9 protein-coding genes are annotated in these 22,280 nt (G+C 46.8%); 5 read left to right on the top strand and 4 right to left on the bottom strand.

The annotated features are described in order from the left end of the window. Positions 1–186: 186 nt before the first annotated feature. Both ACO08K_RS23040 and ACO08K_RS23045 read left to right on the top strand, forming a co-directional pair. Complete coding sequence (locus ACO08K_RS23040; RefSeq protein WP_421798833.1) at positions 187–1,296, top strand: fatty acid desaturase family protein; 1,110 nt, start codon at positions 187–189, stop codon at positions 1,294–1,296. Positions 1,297–1,349: 53 nt separating this feature from the next. Further along, the gene (locus ACO08K_RS23045; RefSeq protein ID WP_421798834.1) at positions 1,350–4,625 is read left to right on the top strand and encodes a thioester reductase domain-containing protein; all 3,276 of its coding nucleotides are present in this window, start codon (positions 1,350–1,352) and stop codon (positions 4,623–4,625) included. A gap of 187 nt (positions 4,626–4,812) precedes the next feature. Here ACO08K_RS23045 and ACO08K_RS23050 read toward each other — a convergent pair whose 3' ends face one another. Then, positions 4,813–5,550 (bottom strand): fibrobacter succinogenes major paralogous domain-containing protein, encoded by a 738-nt coding sequence (locus ACO08K_RS23050; protein ID WP_421798835.1) that lies wholly within the window; start codon positions 5,548–5,550, stop codon positions 4,813–4,815. A gap of 171 nt (positions 5,551–5,721) precedes the next feature. Continuing rightward, positions 5,722–7,257, bottom strand: coding sequence for a carboxylesterase/lipase family protein (locus ACO08K_RS23055; protein WP_421798836.1), 1,536 nt, complete (start codon positions 7,255–7,257; stop codon positions 5,722–5,724). Positions 7,258–7,712: 455 nt separating this feature from the next. Between ACO08K_RS23055 and ACO08K_RS23060 the strand changes: the two genes are divergently transcribed. Together ACO08K_RS23060 and ACO08K_RS23065 are read left to right on the top strand one after the other, a co-directional pair. Further along, entirely contained in the window at positions 7,713–8,396 is a 684-nt protein-coding gene (locus ACO08K_RS23060) for a choice-of-anchor E domain-containing protein (RefSeq protein ID WP_421798837.1), read from the top strand. Positions 8,397–8,449: 53 nt separating this feature from the next. Next, positions 8,450–18,913 carry a PKD-like domain-containing protein gene (locus tag ACO08K_RS23065; RefSeq protein ID WP_421798838.1) on the top strand — a complete coding sequence of 3,488 codons (10,464 nt, stop codon included), beginning with the start codon at positions 8,450–8,452 and terminating at the stop codon, positions 18,911–18,913. A gap of 85 nt (positions 18,914–18,998) precedes the next feature. On the opposite strand, the gene ACO08K_RS23070 is transcribed toward ACO08K_RS23065, so the two are convergent. Together ACO08K_RS23070 and ACO08K_RS23075 are read right to left on the bottom strand one after the other, a co-directional pair. Beyond that, a complete protein-coding gene (locus tag ACO08K_RS23070; protein ID WP_421798839.1) occupies positions 18,999–20,552 on the bottom strand; it encodes a helicase HerA-like domain-containing protein in 1,554 nt (517 codons plus the stop codon). A gap of 7 nt (positions 20,553–20,559) precedes the next feature. After that, entirely contained in the window at positions 20,560–21,480 is a 921-nt protein-coding gene (locus ACO08K_RS23075; protein WP_421798840.1) for a DNA/RNA non-specific endonuclease, read from the bottom strand. Between the two features lie 129 nt (positions 21,481–21,609). Between ACO08K_RS23075 and coaE the strand changes: the two genes are divergently transcribed. Continuing rightward, positions 21,610–22,194 (top strand): dephospho-CoA kinase, encoded by a 585-nt coding sequence (gene coaE, locus ACO08K_RS23080; RefSeq protein ID WP_421798841.1) that lies wholly within the window; start codon positions 21,610–21,612, stop codon positions 22,192–22,194. Positions 22,195–22,280 lie beyond the last annotated feature (86 nt).

A 22,280-nucleotide genomic window follows, 5' to 3' on the forward strand; every position in this document is an offset into this window, starting at 1 on the left:
TTTGTACCCAATTGTAAAGGCTTGGAGGAACAAGCCACCAAATAATATAGATCAACAGGGTAGTAAATATAGACAAGCTTATTACATTTGGGGATTAAGAGCAAATTTGAGTTTTGGGGGTCGGGTTGGGAACTGCCCGGTTTTTCCCAAATTGTGATCTGATTCAAAACAAAAAACACCTACAATATGTCAACAACTGCTGTCGACACTAATGCGGCATTCAAAAAGGTTTTATTTGAAAGGCTGAATTATTTTTTTGAAAAAAACCAGCTTTCCAAGAAGGGAAACTGGGAAATGACGTTGAAAGTTACTTTTGCACTGGCATGGTGGATAGGCAGTTACGTGTTGCTATTGGCATACAACTGGAACTACACCCAGTTCTTCTTCTTGTATTTGTTGCAAGGCTTGGGCCAGATCTTTATGTTTCTAAACATTGCCCATGATGCCAACCACAATTCCATTTCGAATAAAAAAATCGTCAACAAGGTTCTTAGTTATGTCCTGGACGCCTGTGGCATTAGCTCCTATATGTGGCGGATCATGCACAACAAAGGCCACCACGCGGTAATGAACGTTTATGGGGATGACGAAGGAATTTTCGCCCATGGAATTTTCCGTTTTTCTCCCCATGCAGAGTGGAAATGGATGCACCAGTTTCAGCACCTTTACGTTTTTCCCATGTACGGGATTACCACCCTTGATTTCCTTTTTGTCAAGGACTTTGAGTATCTGTTTTTCAACAACAACAAGCACGTAGAAAACGTCAAACACCCTCTGAGAGAATGGATTACCATCATTGGTAGTAAAATCCTCTATCTCTTTTACATGATCGGAATTCCAGTCATTGTGCTCCATTTTTCGATTTGGCAGGTGCTGATTGCTTTTGTGATTACTCACCTTATTATGGGATTGGCTGCAGCCTGGATCATTCAGACGGCACACTTACTCGACATCAACGAATTTCCCGAAACACGACACGATCTTGATTTTGTAGACCACATTTTTGCCACCACTACTGATTATGCAACCCGCAGTCGCATCGCAAATTTTATTTGTGGAGGCTTGAATCACCATGTGGTTCATCACATTTTCCCTCAAGTTGCACATACCCACTATCCCAAATTGACAAAAATAGTACGCGAGACTGCGGCTGAATTTGGTGTAGAATACCGCGAAAACCGCTACATGTATCAGGCGATGGCCCACCACCTTAAATTACTCAAACTGCTGGGTAAACCACCCGTATCCGTAACTTCCCAAAACTTTGCCAAGGACAGCAACGCTTCAGTCTCCTAATGAATGATTACAAATCGAACAACCAATTGACAATAAACGAACAAGCTTTGCCTATGAATTCTATTTTTGAAAGACTTGATTTCTGGGTGGATGAACAACCGGACAAGCTACTCTTTTCATTCCTCGATATTTCTGGCAATCAAACAGAGAAATACACGTATAGTGAATTTATCTATCGCACCAATGCAATTGCGAGCAATTTGTACAATGAGCATAACTTTCCGGTTGGAAGCCGCATCTTGCTGGCTTACCCACCTGGGTTGGAAATGATTTGTGCTTTTTTTGCTTGCGCTCGTTTGGGGTTGATACCGGTGCCTGCCTATCCACCCACCTCGCATGGGTTTGAGTCATCACTCAATAAAATGACTTACATCGCCAAAGATTGCCAGGCCAAAGCCATTCTGACCAGCCGGGATTATTACTGGTCGGTAAAGCTCAACCTGTCACGTACCAATATTGCGGAATCATTTTTTAGCACGAGTTACATCTCTAAACTCAGCTGGATCAATACGGAAGATTTTAGAGACGTTAACAAAAATGGATTCGAGGCAGGGCATTCTGATGTTTTGTTTTTGCAATACACTTCAGGTTCTACCAGTGAGCCTAAAGGTGTAATGGTATCTCATCAGAACATCTTGCACAACTGTGATCTGGCCACAGAGTTCGTTCCCGTAGGCGTAAGCTGGTTGCCCCAGTACCACGACATGGGCTTGATTGGTTACTATATTTACATCGCTTTAAAAGGAGGAACCACTTATGGTTTTTCTCCGCTTGATTTTATCCAACGCCCGGCCTTGTGGTTGGAAACGATCACAAAATACAAGGCAACTCACTCCTCTGCGCCCAATTTTGCATTTGAATATTGCTTGCAAGCAGGCAAAATTTCCGAGCAAACCTTGGAAAAATTGGACTTGAGTTCACTCGAATACCTGATGACTGCTGCAGAGCCAGTCATTCCTGCTACTTATACGCGTTTCCTGAAGTTTTTTGAACCTCGTGGACTCAAACCAGAAGCCTTATTCGCAGCCTTCGGTTTGGCGGAGAATACATTAGCAGTAACCAATTACGGGCGCACTTACGTATCAGTTGACCCTGCCGCCTTCAAACAAAACAAGCTGAAAGTATTGCCCGTATTGTCTGAGCCGGACGCTGGTACCAACATCATGAACTGCGGAGCAGCATTGGGTGATATCATTGTCAGAATCGTGGACCCCAACACGCGTCACGCACTCAAGGAAGGACAGATCGGCGAAGTGTGGTTGAGTGGCAAAAGCAAATGCCTGGGGTATTGGGATAAGCCAGATTTGACCAAAAAAATCTTCCAGGCTTCGATTGTTGGTGAAAACCAAAACGCCAACAACTACCTGCGTACCGGTGACATTGGCTTCATGTACCAGGATGAACTTTACATTTGTGGCCGCCAAAAGGACATGATCATCATCAGAGGGCTCAATTATTTCCCTCAGGACATTGAAAAGATTGTCGAACAGACCGCGTCCAGCCATGTACGACATGGTTTTTCTGCTGCCTTTGACGTTTTTGATGGTGAGGAGAAGTTGGTTGTTGTAGTTGGGGTCAAAAACCCAAAATCACTGCCTGATCCACTTCCAATCGTCAATGCCATCCGCAAGGGTTTGAACGTACAAACCCATATCATTGCCTTTGTGTCCGCCCGGGAAATCCCTAAAACCAGTTCTGGTAAAATCATGCGGCACAAGGCCAAAGAAATGTGGGAATCCGGCCAATTTAATGTGCTGGAGCAGTTTTCCGGTGCTGCTGCTGTTGAACATTTCCATGAAGAATGCAAGGGCCCAACTTCGCCCCTGGACGATCTCAAGCAGAAATACGGATTTACGGGCGAGGAGACTTACACTCTGGGTAAGGCTGGCCTCGAATCCATCGATTTGGCGGTGTTGATGCACGACATCAAGGAACTGCTCAAAGAGAAAGGTGCGGATGCCTTGTCCAAACAAATTGACCTGCGGCTCATCCAGGAAATTTCCATTTCTGAATTGTTTGACCTGGTCGCTCAATTTGAATCCGCATCGGCTCTGGCCATTTTGCGGTTGAAAAAAATGATCGACACGCTCCAGAAGGAGCATACCGAGATGGAACAGAAAATCATGTTGAGTGATGTCCATCTCTCCTTTGATCCGCTTGCCCCGGTTTATCCAGCCGAACATCGGGCAACGGATGTATTGCTTACCGGAGGTACGGGCTTTTTTGGCCCCTTTATCCTGAAAAGTATTCTAGAGCAAACTGAGCAGAGAGTCTACGTTTTGGTTCGCGCCTCTAGCGAAGAACAGGGGATGGAGCGCCTCATGGCCGCGATGGAAGCTGTAGAACCTATGAATGCCCAACTTGAAACGGCATTTAGAGAGCGGGTAATTCCAGTTTGTGGGGATTTGGGCCAGCAGCAACTTGGCTTGAGCCGCGAAAAATGGGAATTCCTGGCCAATAATGTTCAGGAAATCTACAACAACGGCGCTACCGTAAACTACCTGTTCAACTACGACAGGATGCGGAACGTCAATGTGGTGGGTACCAACGAAATCCTCAAGCTTGCTTTCCACGGCAATCCCAAAGTGTTCAACCACATCTCAACTACCTTCATCTTTGGATGGGCGGTCAAAGATGTGTTGTATGAATCGACTACGAACGACAACATCAACCTCCTCGATTTTGGATACAGCCAAACCAAATGGGTGTCGGAAGAAATCGTGAAAGATGCCTTGAGTCGGGGGCTGCAAGGCCGTATTTTCCGCCCGGCACTGATCACTCCTTCCATCAACGGGGGAGGCCACAATTTTGACATCTCCATTCGCCTGATTGCATTTATGTTCAATTACGGCATTGGGGTTGACGCCCAAAACCAGGTCAGTTTTTCACCAGCGGATCGGGCTGCCCACAACATCGTGGCTGCTTCCAATATGCCGGAAACTATCAACAAAACTTTCCACGTGGTTCGGGATGTGTACTCCAATATGCGCGACATTACGGACATCATCACCGAGCTTACGGGTAGGGAGTTCGTGATCTATCCACTCAAGCAATTTGTACCAGTTATCCTGGAACGTTGCACCAAAGATGACCTGCTTTTCCCACTGCTCGACTTCTTGGTGCGCTCAGTAGAGAATATTTCAGCGATGGAATTCAAACTCTATGACAGCAGCAATTTCCAGGCTGCGCGGAATGCCTCGCCAGTGGGATGGCCAGATCCGAGCTTGAAAGAGACAGTGAAAGGGATTCTGTTGTTTTTGAAGAAAAACGGCATCATCGACTTTGAATTTGTGCCAGCTGAGCAACAATTAAGTTACTCTCAGCAATAGGCCCATCCATAAATACATCAAATGCCCGTTTGGCTTTTAAATAAGCTGAACGGGCATTTTTTTTGCGCAAAGTAGTGGGGCAAAATGAAGCACTTGTTTTTTTCGCCCTTAAAAAAAGCCACCACAGTCTTTTAACACCATGGTGGCTCCAGATTCAAAACCAACTACTCAACTATATGCAGCAATATTAATCTTGCAAACAACGGATACAGTACCCTAACTGCTTGGGGTTAGCCCCTTCAAAAGATGACTCATAATTTCCAAAATCCCGAAACCAGGCAAAATTGGCGTCTTTTTCCGTAGTAGTCCACCACCCCGTTAATCCACCCAGGTTGGAGAATTCTCCAGTGTCGCTACGGCGAACCCCTGTTGGGAGGGCAGTAAAACCACTGCTATTGGTCCCCCCTGTATTGTTTTTCCATTTGGTCCCAGTTTCCTTTAGTTGTGTTCCGGCTGTATTTTGACCTAAAAAGGTCATTAAAGTTTGGGCTTCTGCCTTGCTGGGTACGTGCCAACCAAAAGGACAAACCTTACGGCTATCTGAAACCACATACCAATTGTAGAGGTTGCCAAAGGTGGCGATGCTGTCTGGATTATTCGAGTTGCCATAGGTGCAATAAGCACCGCTGCTAAGTTTGATCCAATCCGCAGCGCCTTTTACATTGGCGATTGGATCCCCATTGCGGTAGTGTGTGCTACGCAAGTTTTCCGCCATCCAGGTTTGGGTGCCAATTTTAATGGTTTTGTACACATTCCCCTGGTGGTCTGAAACGGTACCATAAGTGAGCGATGGATTAAAAACAGCGCTACTTTTTCCCTCCGTAACTACGGGCTCGGTCCCTTCCTCTTTTTTACAAGAACTGGCAATCAATAAGGTTGAGGCAAAAACTAAGCACAACAAATTTCCTCCAATCGGATTTTTCATAAAAACGAAACAATTTTTTCCCTACTTGACTGCGGCATCGGGTTTCCGCTTTGGGTTTTAAGTGCAAATCGCAAACAACTGCACATTGTACAAATGAATGTGTTTTTGGCAAGGTGCAGCGTTCCAGGATGACTGGGAATTTTTTTAAATTTTTTCAGCTTAGGATGGACTTTATTTGTTTAAGCTCTCTATGAGCATCAACTCAGCCTTGTATAAACCTGGTTTGGACAAAACCTGATCGCCCAAATCAATAACTGTAGCCTCGCCTGGCTCGTATTTTTTCCATTGAGGCAGACCTGGGCCGTTGGGATCCCCATTTTTGGCAAAATTCACCCAGTAGTCTGACATGGTTTTTTCCAGATCGAGGTCCACTTGCCGCCAAGGGCGGTTCCATAATTTGAGTGTATGTAGTGCAAAAGGCACTTCAGACGTATGGAAGGCACCATAGTTGGGAAAACCAGGCTTGTCTACCGGGACATGGCTGAACTGGTAAACGAATGATGCTTTGCTATTGGTGCTGGCCATCATGTGTGAACTGAACACCGCAAATGAAATGAGGCCCTGTTTGAGGGCGGATTGTTTGGCCTCTTCGTCTGTATTGGCAGGGAATAAGGCCAAAAAGGCATCTATTTTGTCGCCATATACTTTTTGATTGTTGGCCTTAAATTGTTGCGCCGTAATGTTCTGATTGCCGCCACCCAGGCCCCCATCACCCATGACCCAGCCAGTCATGATCGGGATTTGGTTTTGTTTCCCGGCCCGGAAATGAGCAAAAACATCAAGGGGCAATACATATCCATCATTTACTGGTGAAAAACTACCTCCTGGCATGGTAGCCGAAATTTTCAGGATTTCATCGGGTGATTTTTTGCGTAAATTAGCCAGGCTACTAACCCCCGCATTTTTAAAAAACAACTCTCCTGCTTTCTCAGCATCTGCTAAAGACTTTGTTCTTGCCCGGTTAAACAAACCACCACTTTGCGCAATTGCTCGGTGAAATAATCCCTTTGCTAGTGGTGACGCAATCAGGGCATTGATGGAAAAAGAACCAGCTGACTGGCCCGCGATGGTCACATTGTTGGGATCGCCGCCAAAAGCTGCAATGTTTTGTTTCACCCACTTCAAAGCGGCGATTTGGTCCAGGAAGGCGTAATTGCCCGAAGCATTGTAGCCTGATTCCTTGGATAACTCCGGATGCGCCATAAAGCCCAGTGCTCCAACTCTATAGTTTATGCTTACGTACACCACGCCCTTCTGGGCTATAGCATCCCCATCGTACACCGCACAAGCACTGGAGCCAGAAACAAAACCTCCCCCGTAAATCCAGACCAGGACTGGTCTTTTTTCTTTGGCAGATTTAGCCGCTGTCCACACATTCAGGTACAAACAATCTTCACTCAAAGGTTCAGGAGGTGCAATAAACTCTTCGGTCCACATTGAAAAGGGAACGGGTTTATTTTGAATAGGACTGGCTGAAAATTTGGTACAGGCACGAATCCCTTTCCAGTTTTGAGCGGGTTGGGGCGCCTTCCAGCGCAAATCCCCGACGGGAGGTGCCGCAAAAGGAACCCCCAGATAGCTGCGGACAGTTCCATTTTGCAAACCACTCACAAGCCCATTTGCTGTTTTGACGGGCTTGGCTTGAGCAAAAAGAGCGAAATTCAGGGCAAAAAATACCAGAAAAATGGAGATGTAGGTACGGTACATTAGAATCGTTTTTGCTAATAATCAGCGTCTAAAATAGCGGTTAAATCGCATCGGTGTTAAAAAACAGCTTTAGGATTTGCCAGCTAATGTTAACTTTTTAAAAAAATATCAACAAGCATTTCGTTTTTTAAAATCAATGGTTACATTTGCATTGTAATAGAAGTATACTGTTAAATACATTTGACTCCCTTTCTGAAAGTTCAACTCCCTTTATTACATCGATTTTACTACCATGTACCATTTGTAATGCTTGATTTGTAGTGTTTTAGCACTTCAAATAACACCACTGCGCTAAATTTTCGGTTTTGCATCTTTGACTAAGTTGTTTTCTTAGTCATCAGAGTAGTATTTTTTTTACTATAAAAAACTTGATTGTTGCTTATAGATGGAAGAGGTTTGTCCTTTTTTGATCTATTGTGCTGGTAATTAATGACTTTGTAAATCAAAATGTTCTCATGAAAAAAAACTACGACTTGCTCCACGCTGGAAGCGAGGCACTAATCTATTGTCTCAAAGCAATAACAAAGTTTTGGGATAATTCGCCGACGATCCAGAAAAGACCGAAGTACCCATTGTTGTACTTCGCGTTACCGCTTGTAACACTATTTTTGTGGACAGATTTTGTTCAAAACAGTGTTTACACCCAAGCCCACCGTTCCATTGCCACTGCTGAAACTTGTAACGAAGTTACTTTCCAGAACAATAGCCAGACTGCAGCTTTGAGCCTGCCGAAGTTTGATCCGAACCTGGGTACTTTGCGCAGTGTGGAAATCATGACTGAGTGTATGGTCATGGCCGATGTCGCTGAAAAAGAGGTAAAAGGGAACAATTATGCCCTGATGTTGAGTGTGGATTTGACGGCCCAATTGCCCAACCAAACGCAAAAAGTACATCAGTCCAGCGCCAAGTTCAATAAAACGGTGCGGGATGAAGGCATGCAGCAAAATGGCTTTTCTGAGACATTCAAAGACGCCAAACAAAGTACAGAGTTGATTACCACGAACCTGGATGCCTTTACTGGCAGCGGCAACCTGACGATACCATTGAGTGTGAGTGGCTTGATTAACTTCAAAGATGAAGTTTCAACCATTACTTCGAATCTGAAAGCTAAGATTTGCATCAAGTACAACTATGAATAAAGCTTGATGCTTTTTGTTTCTATTTCCAGTATTGAACACATCATAATCACGACATGAAAAAATTTTACACCTATCTCCAATTGGGGCTATGGTTGATCATTGCTTTGGCAATTCCCAATCTAGGGCTTGCCCAAACTTGCGATGTGACACCCATGAACATCTCTAAAATTGCCACCGATTGGACTACCAATTGCGCCAGAGTTGCGACCGATGCTTGTGATCCGACCAATGGGCCACTCTGCGACGGAAGCCCAAGCTCCAACTGGCTTTTACTCAATCCAAATGACTATTGCCTGCCCAAAGCACCTTGTAATGCCGTCGGTTTTTCCAAAGTGGAAGTGACCATGACCATGGAAGGTACCTGGAAGGTAAAAAACATTGGGAACCTCTCCCAGAATACATCAGTGGGCCTTTTGGGCTGTATCAAAGCCTGGATGTGTGATCTGCTTTTCGACCCACTCGAACCATCTGCATTTACCGGAATCATTACTTTGGCAGCTGGGGAAGAAAAATCAGGACTTTTACCTACCCGCACCAAGACCTCCCCATACCCAGGCGATTTAGACGCTCTTTTTGCCAAAAATTGCTCAGACAAAGTCTGCATTGAAGGCCTTGCCGATGGTTTCACAACTTTAACCATCAGCAACGGTAACCTACAAGCTGTAACTACTGTTTTCGCTTCGCTCAAAGCCTGCGTCAACTATAAGAAATTTGATTGGAGTGTTACCGGATCAGAAGCTGCTTGCGAAACAAGTTCTGACGGCAAGGTATTTGTCAGCTTTACTCCAGCTCCAGGTACCAGCGCGAGCGACTACGAAATTCGGGTCGGTAATGGTGGCACCTGGACGGTTGCTCAAACCGCAGTAAGTGGTGCAAATACCATTAGCGGCCTTCCTGCTGGCAGTTATACGGTTGCGGTGGTTTACAAGCCGCTAGCCAACACCGTTAAGCCTTCTGACAGCGAGTCTTGCGGCTATTGCAAAAGTTCAGTGACTATTGCTTCTGCTACGGCTACGATCTCTTGCGCTTCCACTCCTGATTGCCCAGGGGGCTCCGGTGATGGTACCGTGAGCGTAAGCGTAAGTGGCAACAGCCTGGGCACTGTGAAATATCTTTGGGGCAATGGTGCCACTACTTCTGGCATTACTGGGCTGACTCCTGGAAATTATTCAGTTACGGTTACCTATGGTCCAGATAACAAGTGTAGTAAGATCGAGACTTGCACCGTAGTGGCAGCACCTGGCGTAGATGCCGATGTCACCTTTACCAACGTCAAGTGTAAAGATGCTGCTGACGGAACCATTACTGTAGATCCTACGACGGGAACGGCCAACTTTATAATCTCGGTGACAGGCAAATCCAACCAAACTTCAAATGGAGTGGCAAGAACCTTCACCGGTTTTGGCCCTGGAACTTATACCGTTACGGTAACCGATAAGAATGGTTGCGTGTACACTGAAATGGTAACCATTACAGAGCCTCCCGCCATCACTGGTTCCATAACTCCCACTTCCGCAGCCTGTACTGGTGCCACCAATGGCTCGGCTACAGTGAGCGCGAGCGGCGGTACTGGCGCATTCACCTATAACTGGTCACGGGGAACTGTGGCGATGGGCGGCACTCAGGTTACAGGTCTTGCACCTGGATCCATCAGTGTAACCGTTACTGATGCCAACAATTGTAAAAAAGTGCTGACTAGCACCATTGGTACAGTAAGTGAAATATCGATCAATTGTACACCTACTCCAGAACAGTGTGTAGATCAGGACAATGGATCGGTGAGCGTTGCAGTATCCAATGCGTCGCCCAATTATGTGGCGAGCTGGATCAGTGGACCAACTCAATTCAGCCAGGTTAGCTCTGCTACCAGCCCGGTAGTGGTCAATAACCTGAAACCAGGCAATTATAAAATTAGCATCACGGATAACAATGGTTGTTATGCCGAATGCACCTTCACCATTAATGAAGGCCTGGATTTGCCTTGTAACATCTCTGGTACTACTTCAATTTGCCAGGGGGAAACGCAGAATGCGCACAGTGTGGAAAGTGTTTCCGGTGCTACTTATGCCTGGAGTTTGGAAGGCAATACCGCTGGTGCCTCTATTTCTGGAATTTCCACGAATAGCTCAGTTACCGTTTCCATTCCAGCCAATGCAACGGGGTCCTATACCATACGGATGACCATTTCTAAAAATGGCTGTACCGAAACCTGTACCAAAACCGTCAATATTAAGGAACTAGTCACTTGTACCATCAATGGCCCATCCTCTGTATGTGAAGGCAGTACCGCTACCTTCACCACCAGTGGAGTTACTGACCGCACCTGGTTGGTGAGTGGTGGTTTGTCATTTACGGGTCAGGGGACTACTTCAATAACGGTTACTATACCCAACGGAACTGTCTTGACTAATTTTACAGTAAGCCTTTCTGGTACAGCGAGTTCGAATAGTTGCCCCACCAACTGTAGCACCACAACAACCATCAACCAAAAACCGGAAATAAGCATTGAACCCATCAGCCCGGTTTGTAACCTGGGTACTCAGCAAGGGGCGATTCAGGCCACTGCTTCGGGCACGGCACCCTTTGTGTACCGCTTGTACAAACACAGCCCAAGTCGTACTTTGCTTAGTACCTCTGCTTCCACGCCAAATGCAACGTACAACTTTACGAATTTGGGACCGGGTACTTACGACGTGGAGGTTACCGATGCCAACAACTGCACCTCCGATCCAAGTGCAACCATCATTTTGGTAAAGCCAGTTGCATTTGAACCAGCACTGGATTGTGAATCAAGAAGTGGTGAGAACATTGACATTATCCTGAATATCACCAATGGCACCGGACCTTTCACTTATTCTCTGGACAACAACAGCTTTAGTGCGGTTCCTGCCAATGGCATCATTTCCATTCCATTTGCTGATGGTTCCAATCAAACCATTTACCTTAAAGATGCAAATGATTGCCCTGCAATCAGTGAGACCATTCTATTGCAATGCTGCAAACTGGAGGGGGTATGCAAATTGACTAAACCTTCTCCATTGACAGGTTGTGATTACAGCGTTGTGCCAGCGGCAAAAACCAACCCTGCCGATGTCTTCAGCAACATTGCCTTTTGTGAAGAAGCAAAAATCAAGGTGATTACCACTGATGGCGGTTCCTTGTGTGGTGATGGTTTAACCCGGACTTACACTTACATCCTTTACGATGATTTGAATGACAACGACAAGTTTGACGAGGATGACGAGCCTTTCATCGAGGGTACCTGTGCCGAAACCTACGTGGTCAAATCACCCGCGCTCTCTTGTAACGCACCAACCGATTTTGCAATTAAAGAGACTTGTACGACTCAGAACATTGCCAACCTGTTCAGCACCTGGAAAAATAGCTTTACGTACACAGGTGGTTGTTCTCCCATGGTACGTTATCTGGTGAGCATCAATGATGGACCTGAAGTAGAATATCAGAGCATTGCCAATATTACTGCACCTACCTTTTGCGGTGGAAAAGTCAAGATCAAAATTTTGGTCAAGGACGCTTGTACTGCTGAAAAGATGTGCATGTCTACCTTCACTGTACCTACCCGCCCAGATTTGGTAGCAGAAGGTCCAGAGAATGTAACCAAGCCAACCTGTGCATCGACAACTGACTTCGCTAGCTGGAAAGCGGCCTTCAAATACAGCAGTGGCGGTTGCAACTACAAGATCAAATACGAAGTATCGATCAACGGTGGCAACCTGACCACGGTAACCAACCTGAACGACGTGTTAGCACCAAGCTCCTGCGGAGGTTCAGTTCGCATCAAAATGACGGTGACCGACGATTGTGACCAAACGGTGGTGAAGGACGCTACTTATACTGTACCTACCCGCCCAACGCTGGTAGCAGCAGGTCCAGAGGATGTTACCAAGCCAACCTGTGCATCGACAACTGACTTTGCTACCTGGAAAGCAGCTTTCCAATACACTAGCGGCGGTTGCGACTACAAGATCAAATACGAAGTATCGATCAACGGTGGCAACCTGACCACGGTAACCAACCTGAACGACGTGTTAGCACCAAGCTCCTGCGGAGGTTCAGTTCGCATCAAAATGACGGTGACCGACGATTGTGACCAAACGGTGGTGAAAGATGCTACTTATACTGTACCTACCCGCCCAACGCTGGTAGCAGCAGGTCCAGAGGATGTTACCAAGCCAACCTGTGCATCGACAACTGACTTCGCTAGCTGGAAAGCGGCCTTCAAATACAGCAGTGGCGGTTGCAACTACAAGATCAAATACGAAGTATCGATCAACGGTGGCAACCTGACCACGGTAACCAACCTAAACGACGTGTTAGCACCAAGCTCCTGCGGAGGTTCAGTTCGCATCAAAATGACGGTGACCGACGATTGTGACCAAACGGTGGTGAAGGACGCTACTTATACTGTACCTACCCGCCCAACGCTGGTAGCAGCAGGTCCAGAGGATGTTACCAAGCCAACCTGTGCATCGACAACTGACTTCGCTAGCTGGAAAGCGGCCTTCCAATACACGAGCGGCGGTTGCGACTACAAGATCAAATATGAAGTATCGATCAACGGTGGCAACCTGACCACGGTAACCAACCTGAACGACGTGTTAGCACCAAGCTCCTGCGGCGGTTCGGTACGCATCAAAATGACGGTGACCGACGATTGTGACCAAACGGTGGTGAAAGATGCTACTTATACTGTACCTACCCGCCCAACGCTGGTAGCAGCAGGTCCAGAGGATGTTACCAAGCCAACCTGTGCATCGACAACTGACTTTGCTACCTGGAAAGCAGCTTTCCAATACACTAGCGGCGGTTGCAACTACAAGATCAAATACGAAGTATCGATCAACGGCGCCGCCCTGACCACGGTTGCCAACCTGAGCAGCGTAGTAGCGCCAAGCTCCTGCGGTGGTTCGGTACGCATCAAAATGACGGTGACCGACGATTGTGACCAAACGGTGGTGAAAGATGCGACTTATACGGTGCCCATCCGCCCAACCTTAGTAGCGGCAGGCCCGGATAATGTAACGAAAGAAGCATGTGCCTCTACCAGCGACTTTGCTACCTGGAAAGCAGCCTTCCAATACACTAGCGGCGGTTGCAACTACAAGATCAAATACGAAGTATCCATCAACGGTGCTGCTCTGACTACGGTTGCCAACCTGAGCAGCGTAGTAGCGCCTAGCTCCTGCGGCGGTTCGGTTCGTATCAAAATGACGGTGACCGACGATTGTGACCAAACGGTGGTGAAAGACGCTACTTATACAGTGCTTACTCGTCCTGATCTGGTGATCAATCTTCCTGCTGATAAAACCGTAAGATGTCTACTTCAAGGTGGTATCGATACAGAATTCGCAGCTTGGATCGCCCAATTTAAGACCAGTGGTGGCTGTGGTGCTACGGTAAAATATTATGTGAATGATCAGGAAGTGGCCAGCTTAAACGGTGTGGATGCACCAAGTGAGTGTGGTGGCAAAGTGACCATCAAAATTGTCATGACTGACATTTGTGATCAAACCTTGACCAAGACTGCTTATTTCAAGGCCATTCCAAAACCAGTTGGTTTACCGATTGAAAAGAACATTTACTCTTGTATTGCGGTCAATGTAGATTTGCAATTGCAGGTGAAATGTGACGTACAAAGTACCTTTAAATGGTATAGCGTAGCATCTGTTGGTTCAAGTGTACCTTACAATCATCCGCAAATTGATGGTGAAACCTACAGCCCCGTTGGGACAAGTACGGTCATCAATGACCTGCTTACCAACTTGAGTACTACCACCCAAACCATCATCTACCGGGTTGTTCCAACGAGCACCGAAGATTGTGAAGGGGATCCATACTACGTAACTGTCAACATCCGACCAAAGGCAGACATCCAGTGTTTGGCCTGTTTGACCGAGGTATGGGTTACTTTGGACAAAAACTGTCGCTTGTTGATCACACCAGATTTGGTGATTGATGGCTTTGAACAATGTCCAAACCGGGAGTTGCTTCGCGATGCCTTGGAAGTCCTTATCGAAGATGGCAACAACGACAACTACGTTGATTGTGCAGGAACGCACAAATACCTCGTTCGCCTCAAGCCGGAATACGAAGCTTGTTTTGACTATGCGCCATGTTGGGGAACCATCGTTGCTGAGGATAAAACCGGACCAATCCTGGAATGTGCCAACTTTTTTGACAAACCACTGGATTGTTACGATGTAAACTACGTACTCAACAACCGCTTGACCATTGGCAATGTAGGCACTACGAGCTCACCTCGTCCATCCGCCAGCAGCAGCCAGGTCATCAATAACGCGGAGGGGATTGCTGACGATGAATCTGCTTGTGGTTTGAAGCCAGCAAGTTTGGTTTCCGACAACATCAAGAATCTGGGCTACCCATTCTTCCGTGACAATTGCCGCGACTGTGGTTGCCGCACTACCTTGAAATGGAGCGATCGCGTTGAATACTATTCTTGCGAACAAATGGAAAAGAATGGCGGCATTTATGCACGCATTTTCCGCCAATGGGTGGCCACTGATTGCAATGGCATGACTGCGGATACGGTTCAAGTAATTGATTTCAAACGGCCCAAAATTGCTGATTTTACCTTCGAAGGAGATGGTGAGGGTAAATACGATCGGGTTGTGGAATACAATGCTTGTGCTCCAGACAAGAGCCTGATTAAGAAGGAAGATGTAACTCCATTTGTGTGTAGCTACTTCAACAATCCTCCTGGCAACCCACGTTGTTTGTACATCGATCAGGTGGAATGCAACTATTCCGTACAAATCAAGGATACCGAATTCCCCATCTGCAATGGCAAGGGCCTTAAGATTGATCGGGAAATGTACATCTTTGACTGGTGTGCTGGTGGTATTGTGGATACCCTCCATGTCCTGATTAAAATTGGTGACTTTGAAGCTCCTACCTATGATTATGCGCATGGTGCGTCCTTCGATATCTCGACTGGCCCGATGGATTGTACTGCAGCCATACCTGTAACGGTGGCTGGAATCAAATCTGCTTTTGGGGTAAGCATCAAAGACAATTGTGCCCTGGGGAATGTCAGTGTGAGTGTGTATACCAAAGACCGCTATGTCAAAGGCATCCTTGTTTACGAAGGTCCTGATTATCCTTTCTGCCAACCCGAACCCGAAGCGCGTAAAGCGGAGCTGCGTGGTGAACATGAAGACTTTGGGTATTGCAACAAGGAAGACATCTGCTGGGAAAAAGTAGAATATCCGGTAATGAACGGTATGATGATCGGTCTGCCAGTAGGTAAACACCTGATGGTGATCGATGCTTTTGATGGTTGTTACAATGCCTCTACAGCTTGTTTTGTCTTTGAAGTGAAGGACAAGATCGCACCAATCATGAAGTGTGACGATGACCTGCATGTGACCTTGAGCAATGCCAATGGCTACACCAATGGTTATGCTCAGGTAAGCGCAACAGACATCGATGAAGGCTCTTGGGACAATTGCAAACTGGACTGGATTGCGGTTCGCCGAAATGTACCGGATGCTTGTGCAGCTAGCTTCATTGCCAAAGGTTACGACACGAACGGCAACGGCAAACTGGATGCATTACCTGCGGATGGCGATGTAAGCAAAGCAGATGGTTTTGACCGGAATGGCGATGGCGACATTGCTGACTTTGGCGAAACCTTCATTCTGAAAGGCGGCAAATTGATGACACCACTGTTGGACTTTGTAGAGTTCTTCTGCTGCGATTTGAGCGAAAGAGTGACTGTTGAATTGTGGGGAGGTGACATCTACGGCAATACGAACTACTGCTGGATGGACCTGCTGATCGAAGACAAGGTGGCACCAACTTGTTTGGCCCCATGGGATGTGACGATCTACTGCGATGACAAAAACATTGCTTCTATCGATGACAAGTTTGCTTCAGCGAAAATCTTTGGCGATGTGACCATCCCAACGGGCAACGATTGTGCTGCACTGGATACGACCTATACCACCGAGAAAAAATTGAAGTGTGGCGCAGGGTACATCGATCGGATCTGGACTTTGACCAAACAAACGGCGAAAGGCCCAATCAGCGTGACTTGCAAGCAACGCATCCACATTCTACCTGTCCACGAATACAACATTTGTTTCCCTAAAGATGTATCGACGGATTGCAAAACGCCAATCATCGACACGGTAATCACCGACGAACTGGGCTGCGATATCCTGGCGGTGAATGTCCATGACAAGCGCTACGATGCCTCGGATGATGAATGCTACAAGATTTTCCGGACTTATTCGGTGATCAACTGGTGTACTTACGATGATCGTTGTGGTGACCCATTGGAACAAACCAATGTCTCGGTCATCGATCGGGCGGTGTTTGGCAACTATGGCAAGGCACCAATCTATGTGTTGGTTCGTGACCGCAAAGGCAATAAGAGAGATGGCATCGAAGAGTTCTGGGTTTCCAAGGACTTGGTTGCTGGTAACGCAGACGATATTGACTTTACCGAGGAGGTTCCCTACTGCGAAGTAGCGGGCGAGTTCTACCACAGCTTCATCTATACCCAAATCATCAAGGTGTACGATGACACTCGTCCAGTGGTAAGTGGAGTGAGAGACACCTTCTGCACGAGCCCAACGGCCTGCACAGCGAACATCACCAAGGTGGTGACGATCAAAGACAACTGTACCGATAAAGTAGAATTGGAACGTCAACAACTGATGATTGCGCCCTTCCAGACGCTCGATGCTGGCAAGATGATCACTTACAGCACCCCTCGTTGGAGTACCAAAGATCTGGGTAATGGCCAATACGAAATTACCGTAAGCAACCTTCCTGAAGGTACCCACGACTTGATCGTGGTGGGCCGCGACGAATGTGGTAATCTAAGTGTAGCAACCCGGATCCCATTTGTGGTGAAGGATTGCAAGGCACCAGCCCCAATTTGCATCAACGGCCTGAGTGTCGACCTGATGCCTGATGGCAATGGTGGTGGCATGATGACGGTTTGGGCAACGGACTTTGTTGCATCCAAGATTTACGACTGCAATGGTCAGGGACCAGAGACGAAGGATGGCTTGAAGCTGATCACGAAATACTCTGTGAACCGGGTGAAAGAACCCGTGAATCCAAACCAAACGAGCATCAGTGTAAACTGTGCAGATTTGGAATTGGGCTTCATTCTGGTTGAACTCCACGCCTGGGATGAAGCTGGTAATCACGATTTCTGTGTAACCTTTGTAGAGGTACAAGACAACCGCAAAGTTTGTCCTGATCCAAGCAACGTTGTGACTGGCGAGATCAGCGGTTTGGTGGCTACTGATGAAGCAGAACCCGTTTCTGGGGTGAAAATTGATGTCAGTGGCGGTGCGCAGCTGAACCAGAATACTGCAAGCAATGGCTTGTTTAATTTTGGAAAATTGCCCGCAGGCAGTGACTTTACCTTAGCAGCTCAACTCGACAAGGATCATCTCAACGGGGTATCAACATTTGACTTGGTACAATTGCAAAAACACATTCTTGGTGTACAAACGATCAACAATCCATACCGTTTGATCGCCGCAGATGTGAACAATTCCAAGTCTATTTCTACCCTCGACATGATCCAGATGCGTAAGCTGATCCTCAATATCGACGAGCGATTCAGCAATGTACCCAGCTGGCGTTTTGTGGATGCCGCCTACAAATTCCCTGATCCAAACAATCCTTGGGTTGAAGCTTTCCCAGAGGTGGTGAACGTCAATGACCTGGCTGGTAAAGTTCAGGCCAATTTCATCGCCATCAAAATGGGAGATGTCAATGGCAATGCCCAGGTGAGCAGTACCGCAAGTGCCGAGGTACGTAGTGCCAAAGCCCTGCAATTGCAAACGGAAGAACAGGACCTTAAAGCCGGACAACGTTACGCTGTAAGCATCCGCGCTAAAGACCTGGCGAGTGTACAAGGATTCCAATTTACACTACAAGTTGATCCAAGCATGGCTCAGCTTGAGCAAATCGAATACAATGGTGTAATGAAGGCCGACCATTTTGGTTATTTCCCTCGTTCAGGCCAAATTACATCGTCATACGTAGGGGCACCGCTTGCAGGTGCCCCTCTTTCCAGCACAACTGCGGAGTCAATACTGTTTACCCTACACTTGAAAGCTGAGTCTAACTTACCTTTAAGTAAAGTGTTGAAAATCAACAGCCAGCTGACGCCAAAAGAAGCGTATGACAAAGACGATGAACTGATGGATGTACAATTGGAGCTAAAAGGGGCAACCCCGAGTGATCTGGCGGCATTGTACCAAAATACGCCCAACCCATTCGTGGAAGAAACCGCCATTGGTTTTTACTTGCCCGTGGCTAGTGCAGCTACTTTGACTGTGCGCGATGTGAAAGGTGCTTTGTTGTATCGCCTGGAAGGCAACTATGCCAAAGGTGATAACCAGGTTACCCTCAAACACGAGCAACTGCGTAGCAGCGGAGTATTGTACTACACGTTGGAAACTGCAGATTTTACTGCAACCAAGAAGATGATCTTGTTAAATAAGTGATATTGATGTTTTGTTAGGGTAAAAAGCCCCGGAGCGTCTTGATCGATGCTCTGGGGCTTTCTTTTTTATGCCATGGAGAACAAGGTTAGCGTCTCTTTTTGAATCCCAAAACCGACAACAATCCTCTTGTCAACTCCCGGGTCAAAGTCCCCGCAATTTGCTTGGTAGTTGGGCTCCTCAAAATGTCTTCTACAAAACTGCGTTCCCCACGCTTGGTACGGCTAGACTCTTTTGTGGCTTTTTCCAGTTCTTCCCGGCGGGCTTCCTGGACTTCCACTTCACGTACCGCATCCATTTTGCGCTGCAAAATTTCTGCTGCACTCTCACGGTCAACCACCTCGTCGTACTTCGCCACCAGTGAAGAACGCATCACGATGCGATCAACCTCACCATCCGTCAGCACATCCATTCGCGATTGTGGTGCCCGCATGAGGGTGTAGGCTAGGGGAGTGGGGATACCTTTGTCGTTCAGCACAGTAACCAAGGCCTCCCCGGTACCCAATTGTGTGAGTACTTCGTCCACCTGGTAATATTCGCTGATTGGGAAGTTTTCGGCAGCCAGCTTGATGGCCTTCCGGTCTTTGGCGGTAAAAGCCCGCAAAGAGTGTTGAATTTTCATCCCCAACTGGCTCAACACGATATCCGGTACGTCGATTGGGTTTTGGGTAATGAAAAACACCCCAACTCCTTTAGAACGAATCAACTTGATGATCACTTCGATTTGATCCAACAAAGCATCAGGAGCCTCGTTGAATACCAGGTGTGCCTCGTCGATGAAGATCACCAACTCAGGTTTTTCAGGGTCACCTTTTTCAGGAAAAGTGCTGTAAATTTCTGCCAACAATTGGATCATGAAGGTGGAAAACAACTTGGGGCGATCCTGGATATCCGTCAAACGTACAATGTTGACCGCGCCATGGCCATTGGCATCTTTGCGGCAAAGGTCGTCGACTTCAAAGGAAGGCTCACCAAAAAACACATCGGCTTTTTGTTGCTCCAGTTCTACTACCTTGCGCAGGATATTACCAGCCGAAACGGTATTCATGGTGCCGTAACGCTCCTCAATTTCGGCTTTGCCCTCCCCGGTAATCCACTGGATAACCTTGCGCAGGTCTTCCAGGTCGAGTAGGGGAATATTCTTGTCATCACAATATTGAAAAATCACCGACAGGATGCCCGACTGTGCGTCCGACATTTCCATCAGACGCGAAAACAGCACGGGGCCGAACTCTGTAACTGTAGCCCGCAAACGAGCGCCTTTTTCCCTGGAGAGGGTAAAAAATTCAACCGGGTTGCCCTCTGTTTTAAAGGGGATACCGATTTTTTTATGCCGCTCTTCAATTTTCGGATTCACTTCACCGGGCATGGCAATACCACTGAGGTCGCCCTTGATGTCCATCAACAGCACTGGAACCCCATTTTCAGAAAGCTGCTCGGCCAATACCTGCAAGCTTTTGGTTTTACCCGTACCCGTTGCCCCACTGATTAAGCCGTGGCGGTTGAACATGCGCAAAGGAGCACTGATGGTCAGGCCAGGAATGGATTCCCCATCCAACACTGCTCCACCCAATGCAATCGAAGCCCCTTTAAAGGTATAGCCCTGGGTAACTTCCTCGATGAACTTTTCTTTTTTAGACATAGACCTGTTATTCTTTATTCCACTTATTCACCCGCAAATCAAACTTTTTTTTGCTAAACGGCCAAAAGTCACGGTTGAATTTACTTTCCAGTTCGCGTTCCAATTCACGAGTCATGAGTTTTGGGAAAAAATTGATGCCGGTTTGTTTCTCCACCTCGTCAATGCTGACAGCATATTTGAACAAGGGATCATAACTCACTTCATTGGGAACGATAAAAGCGATCGCTTTTTGATCTGGCTCGGATAAATCTAGCAAAACTTTATAAAATGCACTAGGAACTGTTACTTCATTATTGCCAATTGTGCCTTTTCCTCCATCTTTCAGGATTGGCCCGGTGACCACGTAGAGCTTTTTGAACTTGATGGCCCAATCACGGGTCAATTCTTCCAATTCTTTCCAGATGCCCTTGTTGAAATCGCGGGCTTGTGGGCTGATGTTGCTGAGGTAAAAGGTTTCGGTAATCGCAGTGGTGTTGAAAGCCATATCTGCCGCTGGAACCAGATGGCCCCGGTCATAGCCAGAGCCACGATAATCGCTTAATGTGGCTGAACCGCTGCGCACTTTGGGATCAGCTTCGAAAAGATCAGGACGATCTTGCCATTCCATTTGCAGGCGCTCGCGGGTAAGCACGTAGGCGACCCACTCGGCTTGTTCGTGGCGTTCGTTGTAGGAGAGGGTGTAATATTTGTGCTCTACAATGGCTCCAGTGCTGGATGTTGGTAGGTAAAATTCCTGGTCGTCAACCTCGTCAACTGGAGTGACCACTTCTTCAATTTTGGTCTCATCAGTAGGCAATGTAGCAGGAGATTTGGAGAACCAATTGTAAACAGCAATGAGTCCGGTAATGACGGCCGCAAAAAGTCCAACGCGGGCTGCCGTGTTACCTTTTGAGCCTTGAGGTGTGTGATTTCTTCTGAATTTGGCCATAAGAGCAAATAGCTTGTTTTGAATTGTAGGCTGTTCTAGATTTTAAAACAAAGTTGAAAAATTATTTTGACAATCAAAAAAAAAGTCTATTTTTGGATAAAAGAAAAAAATCATGATACCCGATTGATCATGCAACACCTCGGCATTACTGGCGGCATTGGCAGCGGCAAAACCACTGTATGTAAAATCTTTGAAACCCTTGGTATTCCCATTTATTATGCAGATGATCGGGCCAAATACCTGATGAGCCATGACCCTGATTTGATTGCGGGTATCATTGACTTGTTCGGCCCAGAAGCCTATCTGGAGCCACATGTACTCAATCGTGCTCACATCGCTCAGGTAGCCTTTAACGACAAGGACAAACTCTCTCAACTCAATGCCTTGGTTCATCCTGCGGTTGGCCGAGATGGGCTGGAGTGGCAGGCTGCCCAACACGATGTGCCTTACACACTTAAGGAAGCCGCCCTGCTTTATGAAAGTGGCTCCTACCGCAGTTTGGACAAAATCATCGTAGTTACTGCCCCACTTGAATTGCGCATTGAACGGGTGATGATGCGCGACGGTGCCAAGCGAGAGGATATCGAAGCCCGCATCTCCAAACAAATGCCTGAGTCAGAAAAAGTCATTATGGCCGATTTCGTGATTTACAATGATGGGGAGCAGGCGCTGATTCCTCAGGTGATGAGTATTCACCGACAATTATCTGCCTAATTCGTTTTTTTGTCTTTACTTTATTTGGTGTTTTTTATTTTTTCTCAAATAAAATGGTAAACTTCGCTACGAAAGAGATTTTTCTT

The sequence above is a fragment of the Haliscomenobacter sp. genome (assembly GCF_965225875.1).
GTDB lineage: Bacteria > Bacteroidota > Bacteroidia > Chitinophagales > Saprospiraceae > Haliscomenobacter.

Coding starts and splice junctions, on each gene's coding strand:
- ACO08K_RS23040 (WP_421798833.1), top strand. CDS start 187: ATGTCAACAACTGCTGTCGACACTAATGCGGCATTCAAAAAGGTTTTA.
- ACO08K_RS23045 (WP_421798834.1), top strand. CDS start 1,350: ATGAATTCTATTTTTGAAAGACTTGATTTCTGGGTGGATGAACAACCG.
- ACO08K_RS23050 (WP_421798835.1), bottom strand. CDS start 5,550: ATGAAAAATCCGATTGGAGGAAATTTGTTGTGCTTAGTTTTTGCCTCA.
- ACO08K_RS23055 (WP_421798836.1), bottom strand. CDS start 7,257: ATGTACCGTACCTACATCTCCATTTTTCTGGTATTTTTTGCCCTGAAT.
- ACO08K_RS23060 (WP_421798837.1), top strand. CDS start 7,713: ATGAAAAAAAACTACGACTTGCTCCACGCTGGAAGCGAGGCACTAATC.
- ACO08K_RS23065 (WP_421798838.1), top strand. CDS start 8,450: ATGAAAAAATTTTACACCTATCTCCAATTGGGGCTATGGTTGATCATT.
- ACO08K_RS23070 (WP_421798839.1), bottom strand. CDS start 20,552: ATGTCTAAAAAAGAAAAGTTCATCGAGGAAGTTACCCAGGGCTATACC.
- ACO08K_RS23075 (WP_421798840.1), bottom strand. CDS start 21,480: ATGGCCAAATTCAGAAGAAATCACACACCTCAAGGCTCAAAAGGTAAC.
- coaE (WP_421798841.1), top strand. CDS start 21,610: ATGCAACACCTCGGCATTACTGGCGGCATTGGCAGCGGCAAAACCACT.